19 protein-coding genes are annotated in these 23,538 nt (G+C 51.9%); 13 read left to right on the top strand and 6 right to left on the bottom strand.

Going from position 1 to position 23,538, the window contains the following annotated elements:
- Positions 1-133 precede the first annotated feature (133 nt).
- The 4 genes from NBH16_RS03175 to NBH16_RS03160 are packed head-to-tail and all read right to left on the bottom strand — an operon-like array spanning position 134 to position 4,653.
- Positions 134-2,221, bottom strand: coding sequence for a type IA DNA topoisomerase (locus NBH16_RS03175; protein ID WP_004291456.1), 2,088 nt, complete (start codon positions 2,219-2,221; stop codon positions 134-136).
- Between the two features lie 60 nt (positions 2,222-2,281).
- Positions 2,282-3,853 (bottom strand): DUF3945 domain-containing protein, encoded by a 1,572-nt coding sequence (locus tag NBH16_RS03170; protein ID WP_004291455.1) that lies wholly within the window; start codon positions 3,851-3,853, stop codon positions 2,282-2,284.
- A gap of 20 nt (positions 3,854-3,873) precedes the next feature.
- Positions 3,874-4,224, bottom strand: coding sequence for a helix-turn-helix domain-containing protein (locus tag NBH16_RS03165; RefSeq protein ID WP_004291454.1), 351 nt, complete (start codon positions 4,222-4,224; stop codon positions 3,874-3,876).
- A 3-nt stretch (positions 4,225-4,227) separates the two neighbouring features.
- Complete coding sequence (locus NBH16_RS03160; protein WP_004291432.1) at positions 4,228-4,653, bottom strand: helix-turn-helix domain-containing protein; 426 nt, start codon at positions 4,651-4,653, stop codon at positions 4,228-4,230.
- Between the two features lie 138 nt (positions 4,654-4,791).
- On the opposite strand from NBH16_RS03160, the gene NBH16_RS03155 reads away from it, so the two are divergent.
- Both NBH16_RS03155 and NBH16_RS03150 read left to right on the top strand, forming a co-directional pair.
- Positions 4,792-5,091 (top strand): helix-turn-helix domain-containing protein, encoded by a 300-nt coding sequence (locus NBH16_RS03155; RefSeq protein WP_004291426.1) that lies wholly within the window; start codon positions 4,792-4,794, stop codon positions 5,089-5,091.
- A gap of 31 nt (positions 5,092-5,122) precedes the next feature.
- Positions 5,123-5,428, top strand: coding sequence for a helix-turn-helix domain-containing protein (locus NBH16_RS03150; protein ID WP_004291424.1), 306 nt, complete (start codon positions 5,123-5,125; stop codon positions 5,426-5,428).
- Between the two features lie 77 nt (positions 5,429-5,505).
- Here the strand turns inward: NBH16_RS03150 and NBH16_RS03145 are convergent, their stop codons facing one another.
- Positions 5,506-5,868: a hypothetical protein gene (locus tag NBH16_RS03145; RefSeq protein ID WP_004291423.1), complete on the bottom strand. Its 363-nt coding sequence runs from the start codon at positions 5,866-5,868 to the stop codon at positions 5,506-5,508.
- 11 nt (positions 5,869-5,879) lie between these two features.
- Positions 5,880-7,115: a site-specific integrase gene (locus NBH16_RS03140; protein ID WP_004291422.1), complete on the bottom strand. Its 1,236-nt coding sequence runs from the start codon at positions 7,113-7,115 to the stop codon at positions 5,880-5,882.
- Positions 7,116-7,395: 280 nt separating this feature from the next.
- On the opposite strand from NBH16_RS03140, the gene NBH16_RS03135 reads away from it, so the two are divergent.
- The 11 genes from NBH16_RS03135 to NBH16_RS03085 all read left to right on the top strand — a co-directional run bounded on the left by NBH16_RS03135 (position 7,396) and on the right by NBH16_RS03085 (position 23,531).
- Entirely contained in the window at positions 7,396-9,336 is a 1,941-nt protein-coding gene (locus NBH16_RS03135; RefSeq protein ID WP_250788104.1) for an AAA domain-containing protein, read from the top strand.
- Positions 9,326-10,132: a Cof-type HAD-IIB family hydrolase gene (locus NBH16_RS03130; protein ID WP_250788101.1), complete on the top strand. Its 807-nt coding sequence runs from the start codon at positions 9,326-9,328 to the stop codon at positions 10,130-10,132. The genes NBH16_RS03135 and NBH16_RS03130 overlap by 11 nt, the downstream gene beginning before the upstream one ends.
- 260 nt (positions 10,133-10,392) lie before the next feature.
- Positions 10,393-11,625, top strand: a complete 1,233-nt coding sequence (locus NBH16_RS03125) for a Cof-type HAD-IIB family hydrolase (RefSeq protein WP_005862246.1) — start codon at positions 10,393-10,395, stop codon at positions 11,623-11,625.
- Positions 11,622-12,719 (top strand): isochorismate synthase, encoded by a 1,098-nt coding sequence (locus NBH16_RS03120; RefSeq protein WP_122369431.1) that lies wholly within the window; start codon positions 11,622-11,624, stop codon positions 12,717-12,719. The genes NBH16_RS03125 and NBH16_RS03120 overlap by 4 nt, the downstream gene beginning before the upstream one ends.
- 14 nt (positions 12,720-12,733) lie before the next feature.
- Complete coding sequence (gene menD, locus NBH16_RS03115) at positions 12,734-14,422, top strand: 2-succinyl-5-enolpyruvyl-6-hydroxy-3-cyclohexene-1-carboxylic-acid synthase (RefSeq protein ID WP_122382423.1); 1,689 nt, start codon at positions 12,734-12,736, stop codon at positions 14,420-14,422.
- Positions 14,423-14,425: 3 nt separating this feature from the next.
- A complete protein-coding gene (menB, locus tag NBH16_RS03110; protein WP_250788100.1) occupies positions 14,426-15,250 on the top strand; it encodes a 1,4-dihydroxy-2-naphthoyl-CoA synthase in 825 nt (274 codons plus the stop codon).
- A gap of 43 nt (positions 15,251-15,293) precedes the next feature.
- A complete protein-coding gene (locus tag NBH16_RS03105) occupies positions 15,294-16,352 on the top strand; it encodes an o-succinylbenzoate synthase (protein ID WP_250788099.1) in 1,059 nt (352 codons plus the stop codon).
- Positions 16,353-16,355: 3 nt separating this feature from the next.
- On the top strand, positions 16,356-17,354 hold the full coding sequence (locus NBH16_RS03100) for an AMP-binding protein (protein ID WP_250788098.1): 999 nt from the start codon (positions 16,356-16,358) through the stop codon (positions 17,352-17,354).
- Between the two features lie 2 nt (positions 17,355-17,356).
- Positions 17,357-19,318: a DUF3857 domain-containing transglutaminase family protein gene (locus NBH16_RS03095; protein ID WP_250788097.1), complete on the top strand. Its 1,962-nt coding sequence runs from the start codon at positions 17,357-17,359 to the stop codon at positions 19,316-19,318.
- 13 nt (positions 19,319-19,331) lie between these two features.
- On the top strand, positions 19,332-20,915 hold the full coding sequence (locus NBH16_RS03090; protein ID WP_250788096.1) for a DUF3857 domain-containing protein: 1,584 nt from the start codon (positions 19,332-19,334) through the stop codon (positions 20,913-20,915).
- Positions 20,916-21,017: 102 nt separating this feature from the next.
- A complete protein-coding gene (locus NBH16_RS03085; RefSeq protein ID WP_217772824.1) occupies positions 21,018-23,531 on the top strand; it encodes a beta-N-acetylglucosaminidase domain-containing protein in 2,514 nt (837 codons plus the stop codon).
- Positions 23,532-23,538 lie beyond the last annotated feature (7 nt).

The following is a 23,538-nucleotide window of genomic DNA, read 5'->3' as shown; positions in this document are numbered from 1 at the left end:
CGGGATAATCGGTTGGAAAAAGGAAGAAAAAGGCACTCGGTATCCCTCCGAGTGCCACCACTAAATCCAAAGTATGAGTGTAATCCGGTATCGAAGAACAATTCATTACTCTGAACAAGTGGCAAAGTTAATACTATTTCTTCCGTCCTGAAAATTTCTTGTCCTTTTTAGCCTCCGGGAACACAAAAGTCGTGTTATATTCCCCGTCAAAGGCGACAACAGCATCGAAACTCTTGCCCTGTTTGCTCTTGAACCCTTTGAGCAGCTTGGTATGCCCTTCGGTGAGCAGGTCTTTGATTTCATCGTCGGACAGGGTGCGTCCCGCTTTCAGCCGGAACACGGGCAGTCCGCACTCCGTGTTGTCGCAGCGTACCACCTTGCCGTAGAACCGCATCCTGCCCGTGCCACACTTGGGACACGCGCAGCCGGAGTCACGGCTGCCGAAGAGCTTGTCGCACGAGATCAGTTCGGAGGTTATCTCACGTGTGTACGCCTCTATCTCCTTGCGGAAGGTGTCGTCGGACAGTTCCCCGCGCTCGATACGCGCCAGCTCCTTTTCCCATTCGCCCGTCATGGCAACATCGGCGATGCGCATCGTCTTGACGACGGAATTGAGGGCAAGTCCTTTTTCGGTGGGAACAAGCGACTTCTTGCAGCGTTCCATGTAACCGCGCTTGAAAAGCGTTTCGATGATGGAGGCGCGTGTGGCGGGAGTACCGATGCCACAGTCCTTCATCGCCTGCCGCAGTGCGTCGTCCTCAATTTCCTTGCCCGCCGTTTCCATTGCCGAGAGCAGGGTGGCTTCGGTATGCAGCGGCTTGGGTTTGGTCTTTCCTTCGGTAATGGACGAGCCTTTCGGTGTCAGCGTGTCGCCTTCCTGCCAGCCGGGGATGGTAATTTCCTCTTTTTCCTCGCCATAGACGGCACGCCATCCGGTTTGCTTCACGACGCTGCCTTTTACGGTAAACTCCACTCCGGCACATTCCGCCGTGACAGTGGTCACATCCTTGACGCATTTCTCAGAGAATGCCTCGACCATGCGCCCGGCAATCATCTGATAGATGGTATTGTCCTCTTTGGAGAGGAAGAGCGGTTTCTCACCCGTGACGAGCAGGGCATGGTGGTCTGTCACCTTGCCGTCGTCCACGCTGCGGCGTGTCGGGGCGGCTTTTGCCCGCACCTTGTCTTTCCATTCGGGCTGTGTGCCGATGAAAGCGAGCAGTTTGGGAATTTCGGCAAACACGTCTTCGGGGATGTAGCGGCTTCCCGTTCTCGGATAGGTTATCAACTTCTTTTCGTAGAGTTTCTGCGCGATTTCAAGCGTCTGTTCCGCCGTGAAGCCGTGCTTGGCGTTGGCTTCTTTCTGGAGCGTGGTCAGGTCGTAGAGCAAGGGAGTTTCCTCCGTCTTCTCCTTGCGCTCGGCTTTCGTGACAGTGGCGCAACCTGCCGCCTTTACCTTATTATATAGTTCCATCGCCGGTTCTTTCTCTTTCCATTTCTCGGAGGATGAGAATTTCACGACTTCGCCGTCGCAACCGTCCGTTGCGATATGGAGCTGCCAGAATGCTTCGGACGTAAAGCGGCGGTTCTCCCAGTAGCGTTCACATACCATAGCCAACGTTGGTGTCTGCACCCGCCCCACGGAATACGTGCCGTGTCCGGCGGCGATGGATAACGCCTGTGTGCCGTTGATGCCCACGAGCCAGTCGGATTCGCTCCGCGCTTTGGCGGCGAGGTAGAGGTTGTCGTATTTGCTGCCGTCTTCGAGTTTCCGCAGTCCCTCGCGGATAGCTTTGTCGGTGAGAGAGCTGATCCACAGGCGCACGAAAGGAGTGGTGCAACCCGTATAGTGGTAGAGGTAGCGGAAGATAAGCTCTCCCTCGCGTCCGGCATCGGTCGCCACGATGATATGTTCGCTTGTGTCGAACAGTCTTTTGATGACTTTTATCTGCGACACCACGCCGCTGTCGGGCTTGTAACCTTTCTCCGTCCTGACCTGACGGGGGACGAGCGTGAATGTGTCGGGAATAATCGGGAGGTTGTCACGGACAAATCCGCGCACGCCGTAGCCGTCGGGCATGGCAAGCTGAACGAGGTGTCCGAATGCCCATGTCACGGCATAACCGCCTCCCTCGAAATATCCTTCCTCTCTCTTTGTCGCGCCCACGATGCGGGCGATTTCACGTGCCACGGAGGGCTTTTCTGCAATGATTGTCTTCATGTCTTCTTCTTTTTTGTTGATACTTTGGATTTTATTTTGGATTCAGTGGCGGACACGGGATTACATTTTCATGCCCTTGCCCGTTTTCTTCTGCGGCTTCTCCTGCTGCTGTTGCTGGCGGGCGTCCTTCGGGTTGGTCTGACCTTTCTGCAACGGCTCTCTCAGATTCTTTGTAGCCTCGTTGGTCTTGCCATCGTTGTTCACCGCCACCTGCGTGCGGCTCTCGTTGGACGGAGCAACCTGCTGTGCATTGTCAGGGTTCGTGTCGTAGCGGTACGGGCGTCCCTTCTCCGGGTTGAACTTGATATACATCGTGGCATGGAAGCCCTGCTTGTCGGTCACGTTCTCCAGCTTCACGGCTTTACCCGCCACATAGTCGGCTTTCTGCTGGTCGGTGAAGCTCACGCCGCTCCATTTGCTGATGGGGCGGATGCTGCCGTCCTCGTTCGTCCACGTGTTGCGGCGTTGCTCCTTCTTGGTCTGTGCGGCATTTTCCCCGCCCTGCGCCTGACTTTTCGATGTGTCGCCTTTGGTTTCCTGTGTCTGTGCGGTACGGGGCGACTTGCCGGTTCCCGGCACGAACTCCACGCCGCGCTGCTCCACGTTCACTTGCAGGGTGGTGACGAACTTTCTGCCGTCGTTGCGCTCGATGAGCTTGTCGCGTACGGGCAGTCCGGCGCGGAGCATGTCCCGCTCCTGCGTGGTGATTTCCGTCTTGCCGATGCGCTCCGGGATGCGCACCCTGCTTGCCGGAATGTCCGTGATTTCATTCGTCTTGCGGTCGATGCTGATGTAGGAGGGGATGATCTCGCCCGTTTCCCTGTCCACAATGTCCACGACCCTACCGAGATTGCCCGTTTCGCGGAGGTTCTTCCGGTCATTGTCGGAGAATTTGTGTTCCTTGTACTCATCCAGCTTCTGCTCCTTGCGGATGAAGTGCGGCACGAGGCTGATGTTTCCCTCACCGTCCTTCTTGAAGGAGAGGCGGGCGTCCAGCTCGAATGATTCGCCGCCGAAGGTCGGTTTGACCTTTACCAAGTCGGACTTGCCATAGTTGAGCATCTTCGTAAGGTCGCCGGACTTTTCAAGGTTGTCCCGCTTTACGCCCCATCTGTCCTCCAGCTCCTGCCAGTTGATTTTACTCTCGTCGATGGGCTGGTAGCCACGTTTGCCCTGCATCTGTTCGGATTTGTCCTGTTGCTGTTCTTTCCGTTGTTCCATGTTCTCCTGTTTTTGAGGTTCTTGTTTCTCTGTCTGTTGTGCTGCCATCTCTTCCTGCACCTTCTTCTCATAGTCGGAGGTGTCCACCTTGTGAGGGGCGAGCAGCTCCTTGTTCGCTTCGGGGTCTTTCAGCAGTTGCTTCATCACCTCTAAGAGATTTTCAGCTTGGTCTGCCGCAATGCGGTAGAAACCGAAGCGGCTGGGTTCCTTGCACTGCCGGAAGAAGTTCTTGAAGAAGTTGTCCAGCACGTCGCCATGTCGGTCGAATTGCAGGAAACTCTGCGCGTTCTCCGCTTTTGCGGGGGTGCGCTTGGGTGTGCCGTCCGCGTTCAGCCCGGCTACCACGCTGATCTCGCCTGTCTTCTCGTCACGGACTACCAGCACGTCCTTTTCGTCTTTTTTCTTTGCCATCTGAAAAATGTTTTAATGGGTTATTTATGAAAGAAATTATGGATACGAGCCTTGTAGAAGGCTATATCTTCCTTTTTGAAGTCCTTGATATGGTTGGAAAGGAATGTCAGCACGTCCTCCTCGCTGTAATAGGTCTTCTTGCCCAGCGTCTTGTAGGGCAATGCGCCTACGCTGCGGTAGCGTTGGAGGGTGCGTTTGCTTATCTGGAGCAACATGCACAAATCCTGATTGTCGAAAAGGCGGATGCTTTCCGTGATAGTGGGCTGTTTCCCCTCAGCCTTCATCGCCAGCAGCAGTTCGTCCTGACGGTCGAGCCGTTCCATCAGCTTCTGCATCCAGCCCTCGAAGTTGTTTCGTGTGAGCAGTTCCATGACCTATGTCCTCCTTCCTTTTGGTTTGCCGCCCGTGCGCAGCGTGTGGTTGTGGAACAGGGTGTCTATTGTCCCTTCCTCGTTCCTTACTGTGTTGTCCTCCAATAGCCGCAGTATCTCGGAAAGGCGGTAGCGGCAGCTTCCGCGTACCACCACATACTCGATACGGTGGTCGGTGCGCATACGCTGCATGGTGCGCTTGCTCACGTTGAGCATCTTCGCCGCCTGTGCCGTGTCAAGCAGCTTGTCTTCGGTTTCCCGCTTCCGTTTCTTCTCGTCCCTTGCCTCGCGGATGTACCCTGCGATGTTCGCAATCTGCGCCATCATCTCCTTGTAGGCGGAACTTTCCATTGTTATCACTTTCATGTTCAGTCCTTTCTTTTTGTTTCTGCGACAAAATTCGGCAATAAACAAAAGGGGCTTTAACAACTCACTACGTGACTCACGTAAGATTTTTGCGGAAGATGGCTCCGTAACCCGGTCAAACGGCGCAACAGGCAGCCTTTCAGCGGAAAACGATACGTCTTGTATGCCGTTTCGTTACCTTTGCGGCAAACTCTAAATGACATGAATATGGAAATAGTATCTATCGAGAAAAAGACTTTCGAGATGATGGTGGCGGCATTCGGCGCACTCTCGGAGAAGGTCGCCGCCCTGAGGCGCAAAAGCGACACGGGGCGCATGGAAAGATGGCTCACGGGCGAGGAGGTCTGCGGGCAGTTGAGAATAAGCCCGCGCACGTTGCAGACGCTGCGTGACAGGCGGCTTATCGGCTACTCGCAGATAAACCGCAGGTTCTATTACAAGCCAGAGGAGGTGAAGCGGCTGATACCGCTTGTCGGCACGCTCTATCCGCACGGCAGATGATTTGATTTATTCACCCACTGAATCCGAAGTTATGATGAACGAGAACAACGATGTTTTTACGATGGAAGACGAGCCGATAGCCTCTGTGGTGCAGGATATGCGCAAAGGCTCGAAATGGCTGTCCGCATTTCTGGAAAGCTACCGTCCTCCGCTGGACGGGGAACGTTACCTGACGGACGGCGAGGTGTCGGAACTGCTCCGTGTGAGCCGGCGCACCTTGCAGGAATACCGCAACAACCGCGTGTTGCCCTTCATACTTTTGGGAGGGAAGGTGCTTTACCCGGAAACGGGGCTGCGCGGGGTACTGGAAGCGAACTACCGCAAGCCGCTGGAGTGAGGCGGTTTCATGAAAAAGTAAACGGGTGACACCTTTTGTGGTGCTACCCGTTTACTTGTCTTATGGGGTATGTGCAATCAGCAATACCCGGCTTTTCCGTTCTGTATGAACATCACGTATGTCTGCCGTTTCTCTTGTGAGAGTGCCTTTCCCACCAGCCATGTGCGGAACAGGTGGGTGTTGTAGGTATTCACCCTGAAAGCGACCGGGATGATGATTTCAAGGGCGTACACGTCCGCGTGCAGCCCGTTTTCAAGCTGCATGTAGCGGCACACCTCGTAGTCGTTCAGCACGTCCGACTTGCGGACGGCTCTGATGGCGGCGTTCACTGCCGGGACGGTCGTATGGAACAATCCGGCTATTTCGGTGGCGGTCATCCACACGTCGTTACCGGTTACGCTGACTGCCTTGTCCTCGATGATGATTGTGTCACGTTTCATGGCTTTTCTTTTTAGATGGTGCAACCTGCAAATTCCTCGACGCCGTTCAATCTTGCGGCAAGGTTCTCCATGTCCTGATTGAGCTTCTCTTTGGTTATCTTTGCGTAAATCTGCGTCGTCTTTATGCTCTTGTGTCCGAGCATGGAGCTGACCGTTTCGATGGGAACACCGTTGGAGAGGAATATCGTCGTGGCTGCCGTGTGGCGGCTCTGATGCCACGTGATATGCTTGGTGATGCCGCAACGCTTGGCGACGGCACGGATACCGGCAAGGCACGTGTTATAATGCGGAACGGGAAATATCCTGCCGTCCCCGCACAGTCCCCGGTATTTGCCGATTATGCGGTTGGCGATGTCGAGCAGGCGGATGTTGGACACCACGCCCGTTTTCTGGCGGTTGATGTTTATCCACTCGTGTTCGTCGAAGTAGGTGCGGATATTCTCTTCCGTAAGGTTGCGCATATCCGCGAACGACAGCCCCGTGAAGGCGCAGAACAGGTAGAGGTCGCGGTACAATTCCTGTTTGGCGTTTTTCAGTTTCCCCTCCATCAGCAGGCGGATCTCATCTTTGGTCAGGAAACTGCGTGTTGTTTCCTCCTTCTTGATTTCATACTCGCGGAACGGGTCGCGCGTCAGCCACTCGTTGTTGATGGCGATGAATACCATCGTCCGTAACGGGCAGACGTACAGCCACACGGTATTGGTGCAGCAGTGCTTGTCCGTGCGCAGGAACATCTCGAAGTCGGAGATGAAAGCCGGGGTAAGCTCTTTTAGGGCGATGTCCTTCACATGGTAGCGGATGTCGAGGAACTCTTGCATGTGCTTGTAAACGGTGCGGTACTTCAGCAGCGTGCCTTTGGCTTTCATGCCTGCCTCCACCTGCTTCTCGTAGTCCTCGTTGTGCTGGCGGAACACCTGCATCAGCGTGTGGTAGCGGTGTTCCAGTCCGAGAAAGGCGTTCTTCACCTTCTCCGCCGTGACGAAGTTGTCACGCTCCATGATTTCCTGATAATGCCTGTTGATGCGTACCCGCATCTTGTCAAGCATACGGTTCGTTTCGAGTGCCGCCGTGCTTCTGCCCGTGACACGTCCACCTTTGGTGTCCCACAGTTTCGGATCGACAGTCAGTTTGCAGCTGAACTGTGTCTGGCTGCCGTCCACCGTGATGCGTCCCATGACGGGAACTGTCCCGTCCTTTTTCACTACCTGACGCTTGAGGTAGTAGATTACTGAAAATGTACTCTTCATTGTCCTTAATTTTTGGGTTTCAAAATTAGTTGGTGAAGAGTCCGGTGTTGGTACGCAAAACGGGGAGGAACGGCGCAATCTTTTTCCGTAACCTGATTTTTCGCATGAGTTATGGATAACTCACTATTCCTTAGAGCCTTGTTTCGCTATTCGTACCCGTTTGTCGCATTTTCGGGCATGGTTACGAACAAGTAACGTAGCGGCGTCAGGATTTGGCTTCGGCAGGGATTGTAATGGCTTCACGGATTATCGCCACTTCAACCAAAACCCTTGTAACTCAATTCTATCACTATATCTTTCCGCATTTCACTTTTTTGTAGTAACTTTGCAAACGCAATATGATCTCCTGCAGAAAGAATATGAATATGAGAAGGAAACATACCGACAGCAATCCGAGCGTACGGGTTTGCGAAAACGAGTGGCGCAGGGCCTCTGTTGGTATCCGGTCACTCCGGGACGCAGTTATTATAACTCCTTAAACCAATTGGTGATCGAGATCGAAAGGACAGAAGACCGGGAGATCGAGCATAATTTTGAGTACGGGCGCCCGGTTTGCTTCTTTACGGCAGATATCAGTGGTAAATTTAAGTATCTGGATTTCTCCGCCACGATCAGCTACGTGCAAGAGAACCGGATGGTGGTAGTTCTCCCCACTCCTTCCGCCTTGATGGATATACAAGGAAAAAGCAATGATCTCGGCGTGCAACTCTACTTCGACGAGACCAGCTATAAAACGATGTTTTCCGCTCTCTCGGACGTGATGCGGGCAAAAAACAACCAACTCTCCCATCTTAGGGACGTATTGCTGGGGCAGGAAAAACCGGGACAGCGTGAATTATTCCCGATCCGCTTCCCTTGGTTGAACCGCTCGCAGGAAGAAGCCGTAAACAAGGTATTGGGAGCGAAACAAGTATCTATCGTACACGGCCCTCCCGGAACCGGGAAAACAACCACCTTGGTGGAAGCCATTTACGAGACCCTTCACCGGGAGAATCAAGTGATCGTTTGCGCCCAAAGTAATACCGCCGTAGACTGCATCTCGGAGAAACTGGTAGATAGAGGCATTAACGTCCTGCGCATCGGGAACCCCACTCGTATCAATGACAAGATGCTCTCTTTCACATATGAACGCCGTTTCGAATCGCATCCGGATTATCCCGAGTTATGGAGCATCCGAAAAGCGGTACGGGATATACAATCCAATATGCGAAAGAAAAGCCGGGAGGAACGGGATACGATCCGAAACCGCCTCTCCCGTTTGAAATTCCGGGCGACCGAACTGGAAGTCAAGATCGATACAGAGCTGTTCGACGAGGCTCGTGTTGTCGCTTGCACCTTGGTTGGCTCCGCAAACCGGATCATGATGAACCGACACTTCACGACCTTGTTTATCGATGAGGCCGCCCAAGCCTTGGAAGCCGCTTGCTGGATAGCGATCAGCAAGGCGGACCGGGTCATACTAGCGGGCGATCATCACCAATTGCCCCCTACTATTAAATGTATAGAAGCGGAACGAGAAGGCTTAGGACGTACCTTGATGCAAAAGATAGCCCATGCGAAACCGGAAACGGTCTCTCTCTTGAAGATCCAATATCGTATGCACGAGGATATCATGCGCTTCTCCTCCCAATGGTTCTATCATAACGAACTCGAATCCGCTCCCGAGGTAAGTGGGCGGGGAATCTTGCGACTGGACACTCCCATCGTATGGTTCGATACGTCCGAGTGCGATTTCACGGAAAATACGAGAGAAGAGACCATGAGCCGTGTCAACAGGCAAGAGGCGGAATTGCTCGTGGAACAATTACGCTCCTATATACAGAAAATATCCAAGGAGAGAGTGCTGGAAGAGAATATCGACTTCGGATTGATCTCCCCTTATAAGGCGCAGGTACAATACATCCGTAAATTGATCAAACAAGACGCTTTCTTCAAGCCTTTACGCAGACTGATCACCGTACATACCGTTGACGGTTTTCAAGGGCAAGAACGCGATGTCATCTTGATCAGTTTGGTAAGGGCCAACGAGGATGGAAAGATCGGTTTCTTGAACGACTTGCGGCGCATGAACGTAGCGATCACCCGTGCCCGTATGAAACTGATGATCTTGGGAGACGCTTCCACCCTTACCCGGCACGCATTTTATAAAGAACTCTATAATTATATCTCCCAAAGAGGTAAAATAATCACGATCAACACGAAACAAGAGCATGAACTATAAATTATTGGTACTGGATTTAGACGGTACACTGACAAACAGTAAAAAAGAGATCACCCCGTTTACGAGGGAAACCCTTCTGCAAGCGCAGGAAAAAGGATTGCATCTGGTCTTAGCCTCCGGCCGGCCCACCTACGGTATCGTGCCTTTAGCCGAGGAACTGAACATAAAGCAATATGGTGGTTTTATCCTTTCCTTCAACGGCGGTAAGGTGATCGACTTGATGACAGACAAAGTACTTTTCGAACAGGCTTTGCCACCCGATATCATACCTGTTTTATACAACCGCTCCAAAGAAGCGGGACTGGCTATCCTTTCCTACAACGGTAAATATATCTTAAGCGAGCATCCGGAAAATAAATACGTACAATACGAATCTTTCTTAACCAAAATGAAGATCAAGGCTACCGACGATTTTCTGCGGGATTTGCATCAGCCAGCCGATAAATGCTTGGTGGTAGGCGAACCGGAGATGTTGGTATCGTTGGAAGAGAAGCTCCGCCAAGAATTAGGGAAACGTATCAACGTATATCGTTCCGAGGCATTCTATCTGGAGCTTGTCCCCAAAGGCATCGATAAGGCAGCCTCGTTATCCCGCTTACTAGAGCGAACCCGGATAAAACAGGAGGAAGTGATCGCTATCGGCGACGGTTTCAACGACGTATCCATGATCCGTTTCGCCGGATTGGGAGTCGCTATGGCCAACGCCCAGCCCCCTGTCAAGGCCAATGCCGACCGCATCACCCAATACACGAACGATGAGGATGGAGTGGCTCGTTTCATCCAAGAATTGCTTTGAAAAAAAACACGTACGTATTTTCCGAAAAACATGTACATGTTTTCGCGAGAACACGTACGTGTTTTTTCAGAGACATTTACACCAGTATCGACACAGGCCAATGCCTATACCGGCATACGCCTATACCAGTAGTGCCGTAGGGCTACGCCAGTATAGGCGTGAGCTTGCGCCGATATACGTAAATTCCTTTCATGGAAATGTCTTCTAACTATCAACTATTTTATGTATATTTGTATTCTAAACCATAAAAATAAGACGCCATGAAGTACAAATTATTAGTCTTAGACGTAGATGGGACGTTGCTTAACGACAAGAAAGAGATAACTCCCCGGACCCATGCCGCCTTGTTAAAGGCTCAGCAGATGGGAGTTCATGTTGTATTGGCATCCGGCCGACCCACCAACGGGGTTCAACCCTTGGCGGAGGCCCTTGAATTGAATCATTACGGTGGTTTCATATTATCTTATAACGGAGGTCAGATCATCAATGCCCAGACCGGAGAATTGATGTTCGAGAAACGAATCGATCCGGCCATGATTCCTTATTTGAACCGGAAGGCGAAGGAAAACGGTTTCGCGATCTTCACATATCACAAGGACTATATCCTAACCGATAGCCCGGAAAACAAGCATGTCCAAGAGGAGGCCGAACTCAATAAGATGCGCATCATCGGTGTGGAGAATTTCCCGGAAGCGGTGGATTTCGCACCCTGTAAGTGTATTCTTACCAGCGATGACGAGAACAATCTAGTGGGTCTCGAAAATCATTGGAAGAAACGTCTGGACGGGGTATTGGAAGCTTTCCGCTCCGAGGACTATTTCTTGGAGGTAGCTCCTCATTTCATCAATAAGGGAAATACGTTGGCGGTATTGATGGAGATGCTGAATATCACGACCGAAGAGGTTGTCGCTATTGGTGATGGCGTGGCCGACGTATCCATGCTTCAATTAGCCGGTACCGGCGTGGCGATGGGTAACGCACGCGATTCCGTAAAGGCTTGTGCCGATTTCACGACCTTACCCAATAATATGGAAGGTGTGGCGGTAGCGATCGAGAAAGCGATCCTTGCCACGATCAAACCCACAGAGGTTCCGTTAGATCAACTAAACGCACGGGCCAAACATGCTTTAATGGGTAATCTAGGCATTCAATATACCTATGCGTCAGAGGATCGTGTGGAAGCGACCATGCCTGTAGACGAACGGACCCGCCAGCCTTTCGGTATCTTGCACGGAGGCGCTACACTGGCTCTGGCAGAGACCGTGGCCGGACTAGGTTCCATGATTCTGGCGAAACCGGACGAGATGGTAGTCGGCATGCAAGTTAGCGGCAGCCATATGTCGTCCGCCCACGAGGGAGACACGGTACGTGCCGTCGGGACGATTATCCACAAAGGCCGTTCATCCCATGTGTGGAACGTAGACATATTCACCTCTACCGACAAACTGGTTTCCTCTGTACGGGTAATCAATAGTATACTAAAGAAGAAATGATTCCAAGAGATTCTTACGAAATAATAGACACGTTGATCAAGCAAGGCCGGAGTTTCGCTATTTGGCGTATTCCCGGTGAGGATAGGCTCCATTTCAGGATGCAAAGCGCCGGCTCTCCTTGCCTATTATACGACATAAAAGACTTAAATGAACGGAGCGGTTTTGTAATCGCTCCGTTTCAGGTGACAGCGGAACGACCTATCGTTTTAATCCAACCGGATTGCTTTGAAATCCCCTCCGAATCCGATTGGGATTTCTCTCGAGAGAAAAACGAATTCCCTTCGAATGAAATCGAAATCCCGTCCGAATCCGAGGAGAAGGAACGATACGCTTACCATTTCTCCCTGTTTACCAACCCTTTGCTAAAAGGAAGCCAAGATAAACTAGTCCTATCCCGTAGCAAAACGATCCGGAAAGATCCCTCTTTCTCACCCGGCAAGGCATTCTTCGCCGCGGAAGAACGATATATCCGCTCCTATGTCTACCTTTGCCATACCCCGGAAACCGGAACTTGGATGGGTGGGACACCGGAAATCTTGTTATCCGGCGAGAAAGGCGACTGGCAAACGGTAGCTTTGGCCGGAACCCAATCCTTACGAGACGGGAAATTACCGAAAAGCTGGGACCATAAGAATTGGAGAGAACAGCAATTAGTCGCCTCCTATATACGCCGCCAGCTGTCCACCTTGGGTATTACTCCCGAGGAGAAGGGGCCTTATTCAGCCCGGGCCGGAGAGGTTTCTCATTTGAAAAGTGATTTCTTCTTCTCCTTGCCGAATCCCGAGAAGCTGGGTGATGTCCTTCAACTATTACACCCTACTCCAGCAGTTTGCGGTCTTCCCAAGGAGGAGGCTTATCATTTCATCATCGAGAATGAGGGGTACGATCGTAGCTATTACTCCGGTTTCATCGGTTGGCTGGATCCCAAAGGCAAAACAGATCTGTACGTAAACCTCCGTTGCATGAATATCCTCCCCCAAACCTTTACGCTGTATGCCGGAGGCGGTCTGTTGGCGGCCTCGCAGCTAGAAGATGAGTGGCAGGAGACAGAGGATAAATTAGATACGATGCGGAGAATAGTGGGTAATTTATAATTTTATATCATATAATGTATAGCGATAAAAAGAACATCCTTCAATTGGTAGCCTTGCTGATAGAGCACGGCGTAAGTAATATCGTGCTATGTCCGGGAAGCCGGAACTCTCCGATTGTGCACACATTGGCAAACCATTCGTTCTTCAATTGCCATTCCGTGACGGATGAACGAAGCGCGGGATTCTTTGCCGTAGGGCTAGCGTTGCACGGAGGTAAGCCGGCGGCTGTTTGCTGTACCTCGGGCACGGCCTTGCTGAATATACATCCGGCGGTAGCGGAGGCTTTCTATCAGAAAGTTCCACTTGTCGTGATATCCGCCGACCGCCCCGCCGCATGGATCGGGCAAATGGACGGACAGACCTTGCCGCAACCCGGGGTGTTCGGCTCGCTGGTAAAGAAGTCGGTGCAGCTACCGGAAATACATACGGATCAAGATGAATGGTATTGCAATCGATTGATCAACGAGGCGTTGTTGGAACTGAACCATCACGGCAAAGGACCGGTGCATATCAACGTTCCGATCTCCGAGCCTTTATTTCAGTTCACGACACCCGAATTGCCGAAGGTACGGGTAATCACCCGTTATCAAGGCTTGAACGTGTACGACCGGAAATATGATGACCTGATCGAGCGCTTGAACAAATATAGCAAGCGGATGATGATAGCGGGACAAATGAGCTTGATCTATCTCTTCGAGAAGAAAATATGCAAGTTACTATACAAGCATTTCACTTGGCTCTCCGAGCACATCGGCAACCGTATCGTACCGGGATTACCGATCAAGAATTTCGACGCTATCCTGTATGCTACCCCGGAGGAGGAAAAAGAGAAGCTAGTTCCCGAGCTCGTAATCACCTACGGTGGCCATATTGTCTCCAAGCGGCTGAAAGAGTTTTTGCGGAAACACCCGCCTAAGGAGCATTGGCATGTCTCATTGGATGGAGAGGTAGCGGATTTATTCGGTAGCCTGACCACGGTGATCGAGATGGACCCTTTCGAGTTTCTGGAGAAAATCGCTTATATGCTGGAGAATAGGCAGATTGAATATCCGAAGGCTTGGGAATACAAATCCCGGAACCTGCCGGAGCCGGAGTTCGCTTACTCCGAGATGGCGGCGATCGGTGGTTTGATATGCTCGCTTCCGGCTGAATCGGCCTTGCATTTGGGGAATAGCTCCACCGTACGTTACGCGCAATTGTACACCGTACCCGAGACGGTTGAGGTTTGTTGTAACCGAGGTACGAGCGGGATCGAAGGCTCCTTGTCTACGGCCATCGGATACGCCTCGGCCTCGCAAAAACTAAACTTTATCGTTATAGGCGATCTTAGTTTCTTCTATGATATGAACGCGTTGTGGAACGGTAACTTGCACAATAACCTTCGCATCCTGCTCTTGAACAACGGAGGTGGCGAGATCTTCCAAGCCTTGCCGGGATTCAAGATGAACGAGCGTACGCACCGTTACGTTACCGCCTCCCACCAGACCTCAGCGGAGGGATGGGCCACGGAAAGGGGATTCTCCTACTCCGCTGTCCATAATGCCGAGGAGTTGGCAGCGGCGATGAGCGCCTTTACCCAAACGGAGCAACCGAGCGAACATCCCCTATTCATGGAGGTTTTCACGGACAAAGCAGAAGACGTACGATTGCTCAAGGAATATTATCATCAACTAAAAAATTCATCCCAAGCACAAAACATATAATATATGGAAACGAAAAGAGAATGGACAACCATCAAGGAATATGAGGAGATCTTATTTGATTTCTACAACGGCATCGCCCGCATTACGATCAACCGGGAACGGTATCGCAACGCTTTTACCCCGACTACGACCACGGAGATGAGCGACGCCTTTTACATCTGCCGGGAACGCCCGGACATTAACGTAGTCGTTCTGACAGGAGCCGGAGATACGGCCTTTTGCGCGGGAGGCGATATGAACGTGAAAGGACGTGGCGGCTACGTGGGTAAAGACGGCGTACCTCGCTTGAACGTATTGGACGTACAAAAGCAGATCCGCTCTCTCTCGAAACCCGTCATCGCGGCCGTGAATGGTTTCGCTATCGGCGGCGGACACGTATTGCACGTGGTTTGCGACCTTACGATCGCTTCCGAGAACGCTATCTTCGGACAGACTGGTCCTCGTGTGGGTAGCTTCGACGCCGGGTTCGGCTCTTCTTACCTCGCCCGTGTGGTCGGACAGAAAAAGGCCCGTGAGATCTGGTTCCTATGCCGCAAGTACAATGCGCAGGAGGCTTTGGATATGGGTCTGGTAAATAAGGTAGTCCCCTTGGATAAATTAGAGGACGAGTACGTTCAATGGGCCGAGGAGATGATGTTGCTTAGCCCGTTGGCCTTGCGCATGATCAAGGCGGGCTTGAACGCCGAGTTGGACGGACAGGCCGGTATACAAGAGTTGGCCGGAGATGCTACCATGCTTTACTATATGACGGACGAGGCGCAGGAAGGCGGCAAGGCATTCTTGGAGAAACGCCGTCCACGCTTCGAGGATTACCCGAAATTCCCGTAGGGGGATTGAGAATGAATAATGAATAGTTAAGAATGAATAATGAATGGTAAAGGAGAGGTTATATAGGATTGAGGTGGTTCCCCGGTGCTTGACTTTCAAGCGACCGGCAGGAACCTCACGGGGTGTTTACACGACCCGGAAATTGTGGGAGGTCCGAATCCGTAAGGAAGACGAACCCTCGGTTATTGGTATCGGAGAATGTGCCCCCCTGCCGGATCTCAGTTGCGATTATGGAGTGGATTACGAGATCACGTTATCCAAGGCTTGCCTCGATCTGGAACAGAAGGGGCATGTTGACACCGAATCTTTGCGCCATTACCCATCCATCCTTTTCGGGCTGGAGACGGCCATGCGCCATTATGAACAGGGCGGTTGGCGGCATTACGACACGCCCTTCTCGCAGGGGCAGGCGGGCATCTCCATCAACGGACTGATCTGGATGGGCGATTATAAGTACATGCTGGAACAGGTAGAGGAAAAGATGAAGGAGGGCTTTCGCTGCGTCAAGCTGAAGATCGGCGCTATCGATTTCGAGCGGGAACTCTCTTTATTGAAACACATCCGTGCGCATTTCTCTGCCAAGGAAATAGAGCTTCGGGTAGATGCCAACGGCGCTTTCACACCCTCGGAGGCGATGGACAAACTGAAGCGGCTCGCCGAGATGGACTTGCATTCCATCGAGCAGCCTATCCGTGCCGGGCAGTTGGAAGAGATGGCACGCCTTGCGGCAGAGTCACCCCTTCCCATCGCTCTCGACGAGGAACTGATCGGCTGTAACGCCCCGGACGAGAAACAGCGGTTGTTGGAAACGATCCATCCCCAATACATTATATTAAAGCCTTCCCTCCACGGAGGCATCGCCGGATGCACGGAATGGGTTCACTTAGCGGAAACTATCTTAGGGAGCACCCCCGAGAGGCCCAAATGGTGGGTCACCTCCGCTCTGGAATCGCAAATCGGACTGAACGCTATCGCCCAATGGTGCGCCACGCTAGGTAACCCGCTACCGCAAGGTCTGGGAACCGGCGAGATTTTCAAGGACGATAAACATAAGTTGATCCAACGAAAAGGAGACACCATCTGGTTCACCTATGACCTTTGACCTATGCCGATACAAGATGATTTACAAGCATTCTTAGCTGAATGGCACGATCCCTCCCCTTTTCTGGAAGTCCAGACTTCTGGCTCCACCGGTACGCCCAAGCGGATGCGAGTACGCAAGGACCGGATGCTGAACAGCGCCCGGCTTACCTGCGATTATCTGGGGCTTAAGAAGGGCGACAAGGCCTTGTTATGTATGCCCCTACGCTATATAGCCGGAAAGATGATGGTAGTCCGCTCCCTATACGCCGGACTGGATCTGGAGGTGCGCGAGCCCTCCGGACACCCGTTGGCGGATTGGGGGGATACGCCCCTGCGCTTTGCCGCCATGATCCCCTTGCAGGTTTACAATACATTGCGAGTACCCGAGGAACGTAAGCGGCTGGAGCAAACGGATATCCTGATTATCGGCGGCGGGGCGATCGACGCGGCCTTGGAACAGGAGATACGGCAGATGCCAAACACGGTTTATTCCACCTACGGAATGACGGAGACGCTGTCTCACGTCGCCCTGCGCCGGCTGAACGGGCCGGAAGCCTCACCCTATTACCATCCCTTCCCCTCGGTGACGTTATCCTTGTCGCCGGACAATACCTTGGTGATAGACGCCCCATTGGTTTGCGACGAGCGGCTGGTGACGAACGATGTCGCCCGCCTGCTGCCGGACGGGAGTTTCGCCATTATCGGAAGGAAAGATAATATCATCAATAGCGGAGGTATCAAGATACAGATCGAGGAGGTGGAAGAGCGGCTACGGCCCTACCTCGACCGCCCCTATGCCATCACCGCCGCCCCCGACCCTCGGTTGGGAGAGGCGGTCGTGCTACTGCTTGCCTCAAACCTACGAGGTGAGATGCTAACAGAGGTTCTCGCCAGCCTGCCCAAGTACCTCCGTCCGAGGCACATCATAAAGGTAAGCGAGATCCCCCAAACCGGAAGCGGCAAGATCGACCGTGCCGCCTGCCGGGAGCTAGCGAGAAATATCATTACAAAAACACTATAAACATGAAAAGAATTCTAACAATCACCGCGGTCTCCCTATTGGCCTTATCGCCTATGTACGGGCAGGATTCTTGCCGATACCCGCAAGATCCTACCTTGGAGAAATCGCAAGCCTATGCAGGATACGACTGCGTCACCTTGCTGGATAGCACCGCCGTAACGGTACAACCTACCGGCTCGGGGGCTTTCGCCGTATGCAAGGCTTTTAAGGTACAGACTTCCAAAGGAGCCGTCGCCAACCGTATCATCAAATACGATTACGACCCGCTGACGGCACATGCCGAGTTTCGTTACGCCACGATCTACCGTGCGAACGGCGACGTGATCAATCTCGACGTGACCCAAGCTTGCGACTACGCCGCCCCCGCACGTGCCATCTACTGGGGCGCCCGGCAGATCATGCTGGAAGTGGGCCGCTTGCAACCGGGAGATGTCGTGGAGTACGAGATCGCCAAGAAAGGTTTCACCTACGCCTTGCTGACGGCGGGCGACGACGACGAGCGTTTCATCCCTCCTATGCGAGGACAGTTTTACGATATCGTCCCCTTCTGGGCTACCGAGCCTACCGTGCGCAAGGTGTACCGGGTATCCATGCCGATGGAGAAAGAGTTGCAATTCCAGTTCTACCAAGGCGAATGTACCTCTTCGATGCGATACGAGGACGGACGGAAAGTATATACCTTCACCTCCGACGATATCCTTCCTTTCGCCAAGGAACCGAATATGGTAGACCTATTCGACGCTGCCCCGAAGCTCATGATGTCCAGTACTCCCCGCTGGGAGGATAAATCCCTTTGGTTCAATAAGGTTAACGAGGATTACGGAAGCTTTACCGCGATCCCGGAAGCCCAAAGGAAGGTAGACGAGCTGATCAAAGGCAAGAAAACGGAAATGGAGAAGATAGCCGTATTGACCCACTGGGTGGCCGATAACATCCGTTACTCCGGAATCTCGATGGGTAAAGGCGAGGGTTTCACGCTCCACAACCTGAAGATGAATTATACCGATCGTTGCGGTGTCTGCAAGGATATCGCCGGTACGTTGATCGCCTTCCTCCGCATGGCCGGCTTCGAGGCTTACCCGGCGATGACAATGGCGGGAAGCCGTGTAGAAAGTATCCCCGCCGACCATTTCAACCATTGCGTGGCGGTGGTAAAACTGGCGAGCGGTACGTATATGCCTCTCGACCCGACTTGGGTTCCTTTCTGCCGGGAATTATGGAGTAGCGCCGAGCAACAGCAGAACTACCTCCCGGGTGTGCCCGAAGGCTCCGACCTCCGCTTAACCCCTGTCTCCGCCCCGGAGAACCACTACGTCCGCATCCACGCCGACAACCACCTAGACGAGAAAGGCACGCTCCGCGGACAATTCACGATCACCGCCGAGGGACAATCCGACAGCAATATCCGCCGCATCTTCACCACCGGATGGCAATCCGACTGGCAGAACACGATGGAGAAGCAATTGCTGACCGTATCCCCCAACGCCAAACTGCTTCGTGTAGATTACGGTAAGGACCCGAAGAACTATCAAGCGGCCCCTATCAAGATCACGTTCTCTTATGAGATCCCCGATTATGCGATTATCGCCGGAGACCAGATGCTTATCAAACCGCTAGTCATGAATAACCTCTACAATCAAGTGAAGAGTTTCTTGCGTATCGATACGAAACCGGAAAACCGTACGTATGGATTCAAGGACGCTTGCTCCCGTTTGGTAGAACAAGATGAGACCATCCGCCTCCCCAAGGGCTATACCCTCTTGAACGCCCCGAAGAATGACGCCCAGCGAAGCGATGCGGCCGATTTCGAAGGTTCCCTTTCGCAGGAAGGCGACCAGAACATCGTCTTGCGCCAGAAGCTAGCGTTGAAGAAGCGTGTCTACGACGCAGCCGACTGGAAAGGTTTCCGTTCCGCCGTGAACGCTTATAAGAGTTATGGTGACTATTTGATTATCAAGAAATAAAAACAGAAAGACAATGATTAAGATAACCTATAAACTGATTCTTCTCCTAAGCTTGTTAGCGATGACGGTTACTTCATTCGCCGCATCGGAGGCTGAGTACGGGAAGGTATCAAAAGCTTGGACCTTGCATGCCGACGGTAGCCAAGAATATCGATCCTCCATGGAATTGACGCTCTTCACGCACACTGCGATGAATAGCACGTATGGCGAGAGTTTTATCGTCTACAATCCCGATTTCCAAACACTGAAGATTCACTCATCCTATACGAGGCAGAAAGACGGTACGATCGTAAAGACACCCGATAACGCCTTCGTGGAGGTCCTGCCCCGTTTCGCCGCCGACGCTCCGGCCTATAACCAACTTAAGGAAATGGTCGTGGTACACACTGGCCTAGAACTTGGGGCCACGATTTACTTGGATTACTCTATTATCACAAAACCGGGCTACTATCCGGCTCTGGATATCAACGAGCGACTACAAGAGACTTCTCCCGTGAAGGAATGCAAGGTCTCTATCTCCGTACCGGAAGGGACCCCCTTGGCTTGCGGTCTGTACGGCTCCCCCGTAAAAGCCGTGGAGGAGAGCCATGACAGTATAAAGGAGGTACACTGGACACTACGGAACATTCCCGCTTCCTCCCGTGAGGCTTTCCAACCAAAGAACCGTGAGGCTTCACCCCACTTGGTAGCCTCTACCTATCCTTCAGGTAAAGCGGCCTTAGCCACTTTGGATAAGCGCTTAAAGGAATCGCAGGGATACGAGAGCAAAACCTTCGCCCAATTCCTCACCGATAAAAGCGGTAACGAACAAGAGAAGGTGAACATCATCCGAGACCATATACTCAACAATCTCAGTACCTGTCCTATCCCCATGGCAATGACCGGCTATACCGTCCGTGACATCGATACCGTTCTCCGCAGTGCCTACGGTACGCCGCTAGAGATCGCGCAGCTCTTGAACGTGATGTTGAATGCCGCCGGAATCCCGTCGGAAGTCCTCGCCGTCTATCCCGGCCATCTCGATACGGACGCTTGCGGGCTGGCTGCCATCCAGACACTAGCCGTAAAAGCCACTGTCGATGGGAAAGACCAATACCTATCCGCCTCCCCACTGACAAATCGTGGCGGACTAGATAAGGTAGTCTCCCTCTCCGGAGCTTCCATTGAGATTGAGACCACACCTATTCAGATTAAGGAAAGTAGATCCGTGGCCATCTCCACCGATCAAGCAAAAGGCGGTTTCGCCATCTGCGTATTGCCAGCCATCTCCGCCGGAATCGATAGCTGGGGCATGAGCACCTTGAACAGCAAGCGTTCCAACTTATTCGAACTCCCCTCCCTAATTAGGGAAGAGGTAACCTACACGGTTACTCCCGCCGAGGGCATGAAGTTGCAGACCTCCACAAAAGAGCAAGTGATAAGCAAGCCTTTTGGTAAAGTAACCCGCACGATCACACCAAGAGGAAATACGATCGAGGTAGTACGTACGATCGAGTTGGACAAGCAACAGTTCACTCCCGCCGAATATAGCGACGTGCGTAGCTTGATCCATGAATGGACAAATCCGGATAACCGGGTATTGCTATTCTCCCTATAAGATCTAAAACACGGAGCACACGGAACAAATCCGTGCCCTCCGTGTGCTTCGTGTCTAATTATTCCCTACATTTACGAACGTTAACATTAAATCATATCGCATATGAAAACACTAAAGTATTTACTCGTCACCATGCTCCTTCTAGGCGTTTGCAGCCTAACGTATAGCCAAAAGCTATCCCTAGGAATCTTCCCCGAGCCCCAAGAAGTGACTATTTCCAGCCAAACATACGCACCGCCCCATGGATATGCCCTACGGGGTATAAATAATCCGGACGCAGATGCGGTCAAACTACTTAAAGAAACGCTACCTTTCGCTAAATCCGGCAAATCTCTCCCTTTAGAGATCAAGAAGCTAAAAGACAAAACTCCGGAAATGCAACGCTCGGGTGCCTATACGCTGACGATCACTAAAAAAGGTATCACGATCGGGATCGTAGACGATAATTCCTTGTTTTACGCCGCCCAAACCCTCAAGCAATTAGCTAAATATGACGAGGGTAAGAAGATCCTGCCTCTCTGCTCGATCAAGGACTATCCGGACGTATTATTCCGGGGTACCGTGGAAGGATTCTACGGACAGCCTTGGAGCCACGCCGACCGTATCGAGCAAATCCGCTTTTACGGAAGGATCAAGCTGAACACCTATATCTATGGTCCGAAAGATGATCCTTACCACAGCTCCCCCAACTGGCGCAAACCTTATCCCGCCGAGGAAGCCGAGCATATCAAGGAACTAGCGAAAGAGGCCGCCCATAACAAAGTAAACTTCGTTTGGGCCATCCACCCGGGACAAGACATTCAATGGAACCTAACAGATAGCATGAATATCCTTTCCAAATTCGAGAAAATGTACGATTTGGGCGTACGCTCTTTCGCCGTTTTCTTCGATGATATATCCGGAGAGGGAGCCCGCCCGGAAAAGCAAGCCGGCTTATTGAATTACATCCATAAGGAATTTATCAGCAAGAAAAATGACGTGCAACCCCTGATCATGTGCCCTACCGAATACAACCGTTCATGGGCTAAGACCGACTATCTGGATATCCTCGGTACCCAACTCGATCCCGCCATCCAAATCATGTGGACCGGAGACCGTGTCGTAGCCGATATCACGAAAGAAGGCGTCGAATGGGTAAACAACCGTATCCGTCGTCCCGCCTATATCTGGTGGAACTTCCCCGTAAGCGATTATTGCCAAGATCATTTGTTGATGGGAGCCGCCTACGGCCTAGATACGCAAGCCGCCGGCACCATGACCGGATTCGTATCCAATCCTATGGAATACGCCGAGGCTTCCAAGGTCGCTATATTCGGCGTTGGAATGTACACTTGGAATATCAAGAATTACGATCCTACACAGGCATGGAAAGACGCTTGCGACTTTATTATGCCGGAGGCCTCCATGGCTTTCCGCATTTTCTGCGAGCATAACTGCGATCCGGGTCCGAACGGACATCAATACCGCCGGGAAGAGTCCGCTAACTATGTGGCTCCTATCCAGACATTCCTCGCCGGATATAAGAAAAACACGTTCCCGGAGCAAAGCGCGAATCTTCTGGGAACCTTATTCGCTCAAATCACGGCTTCCCCGAGCATGATCTACAGCCAAAGTCCCAATAAACGCCTGATCGAACAAATCAATCCATGGCTTATCCAATTCGAGTTCTTAGGAAAAGCCGGTACAAGTGCTCTGCATATGGCGCACGCTTGGTATGAGAAAGACCGGTCTTATACATGGCAACGCTATCTGGAAACATCTGCCTTGCTAGATAGCATGAAACTGATAAACCGCACGCTGAACCAGAAGGCACAGCCTAAAGGCGTGAAAGTCGGATCGAAAGTCTTACACCCTTTCATCGTAGACTTATACCGCCAGACAGGTCGTAACCTGCTATCTACGGACGGTATCGCCCCAGACGAGGTGAAGGTTAGCATCCCTTCCATATTCACGAATATCGACCAATTGAAGAGCCAGCCTTGTGCCGAGGGTGATAATACGGTCGGTTACGTCCCCCTATTCGAGGTAGTCAAGGTACAGCCTAATCAATATCTGGGTATCGGCTGGGAAATCCAGAAAGAAGCGGAATCCTTCTGTTTCAATCTTCCGAAAAGCAACCAACCCGGACGGGTATTCGAGTGGTCTGCTGACGGAAAGAGCTGGAGCCTAATCCCCCATGTCTCCACGGAAAACGCTAAGGATACGATCCGCACCATCGATCCGAAAGCCCGTTATATCCGTATGCGAAATAACTCGGATCAGCAAATGGAGCTATATGTACTAGGATTCACGGCGACAACCCAACAAGACCCGCAAATCAATGAGGCTCTTATGATGTACGATATGAACCTAGATACGTATAAGAACTTGAATCCGGGAGAAATAATTCACATAAAATGCGATGATATCAACGCCGTATCTTTCTTCCTCTCCGGAAGTAACGAGAATTTGGTATCTATCACCGGCCTCTCTCAAGATGGTGAGAAAAACATCGTCTATCAAGGGAACGTAGGCTACATCAAATTAAATAAAACCATGTTCGAGGATTTCTCTTCTTTAGAAATCACCACAATAGGAAAAGAACCTATACATATCCACCAGATCGTTAGGGAATAATAAATAA

The organism is Parabacteroides sp. Y3-G-102 (assembly GCF_023656845.1).
Lineage (GTDB): Bacteria > Bacteroidota > Bacteroidia > Bacteroidales > Tannerellaceae > Parabacteroides > Parabacteroides distasonis.
This window is presented reverse-complemented; position numbering and strand designations above follow the sequence as displayed.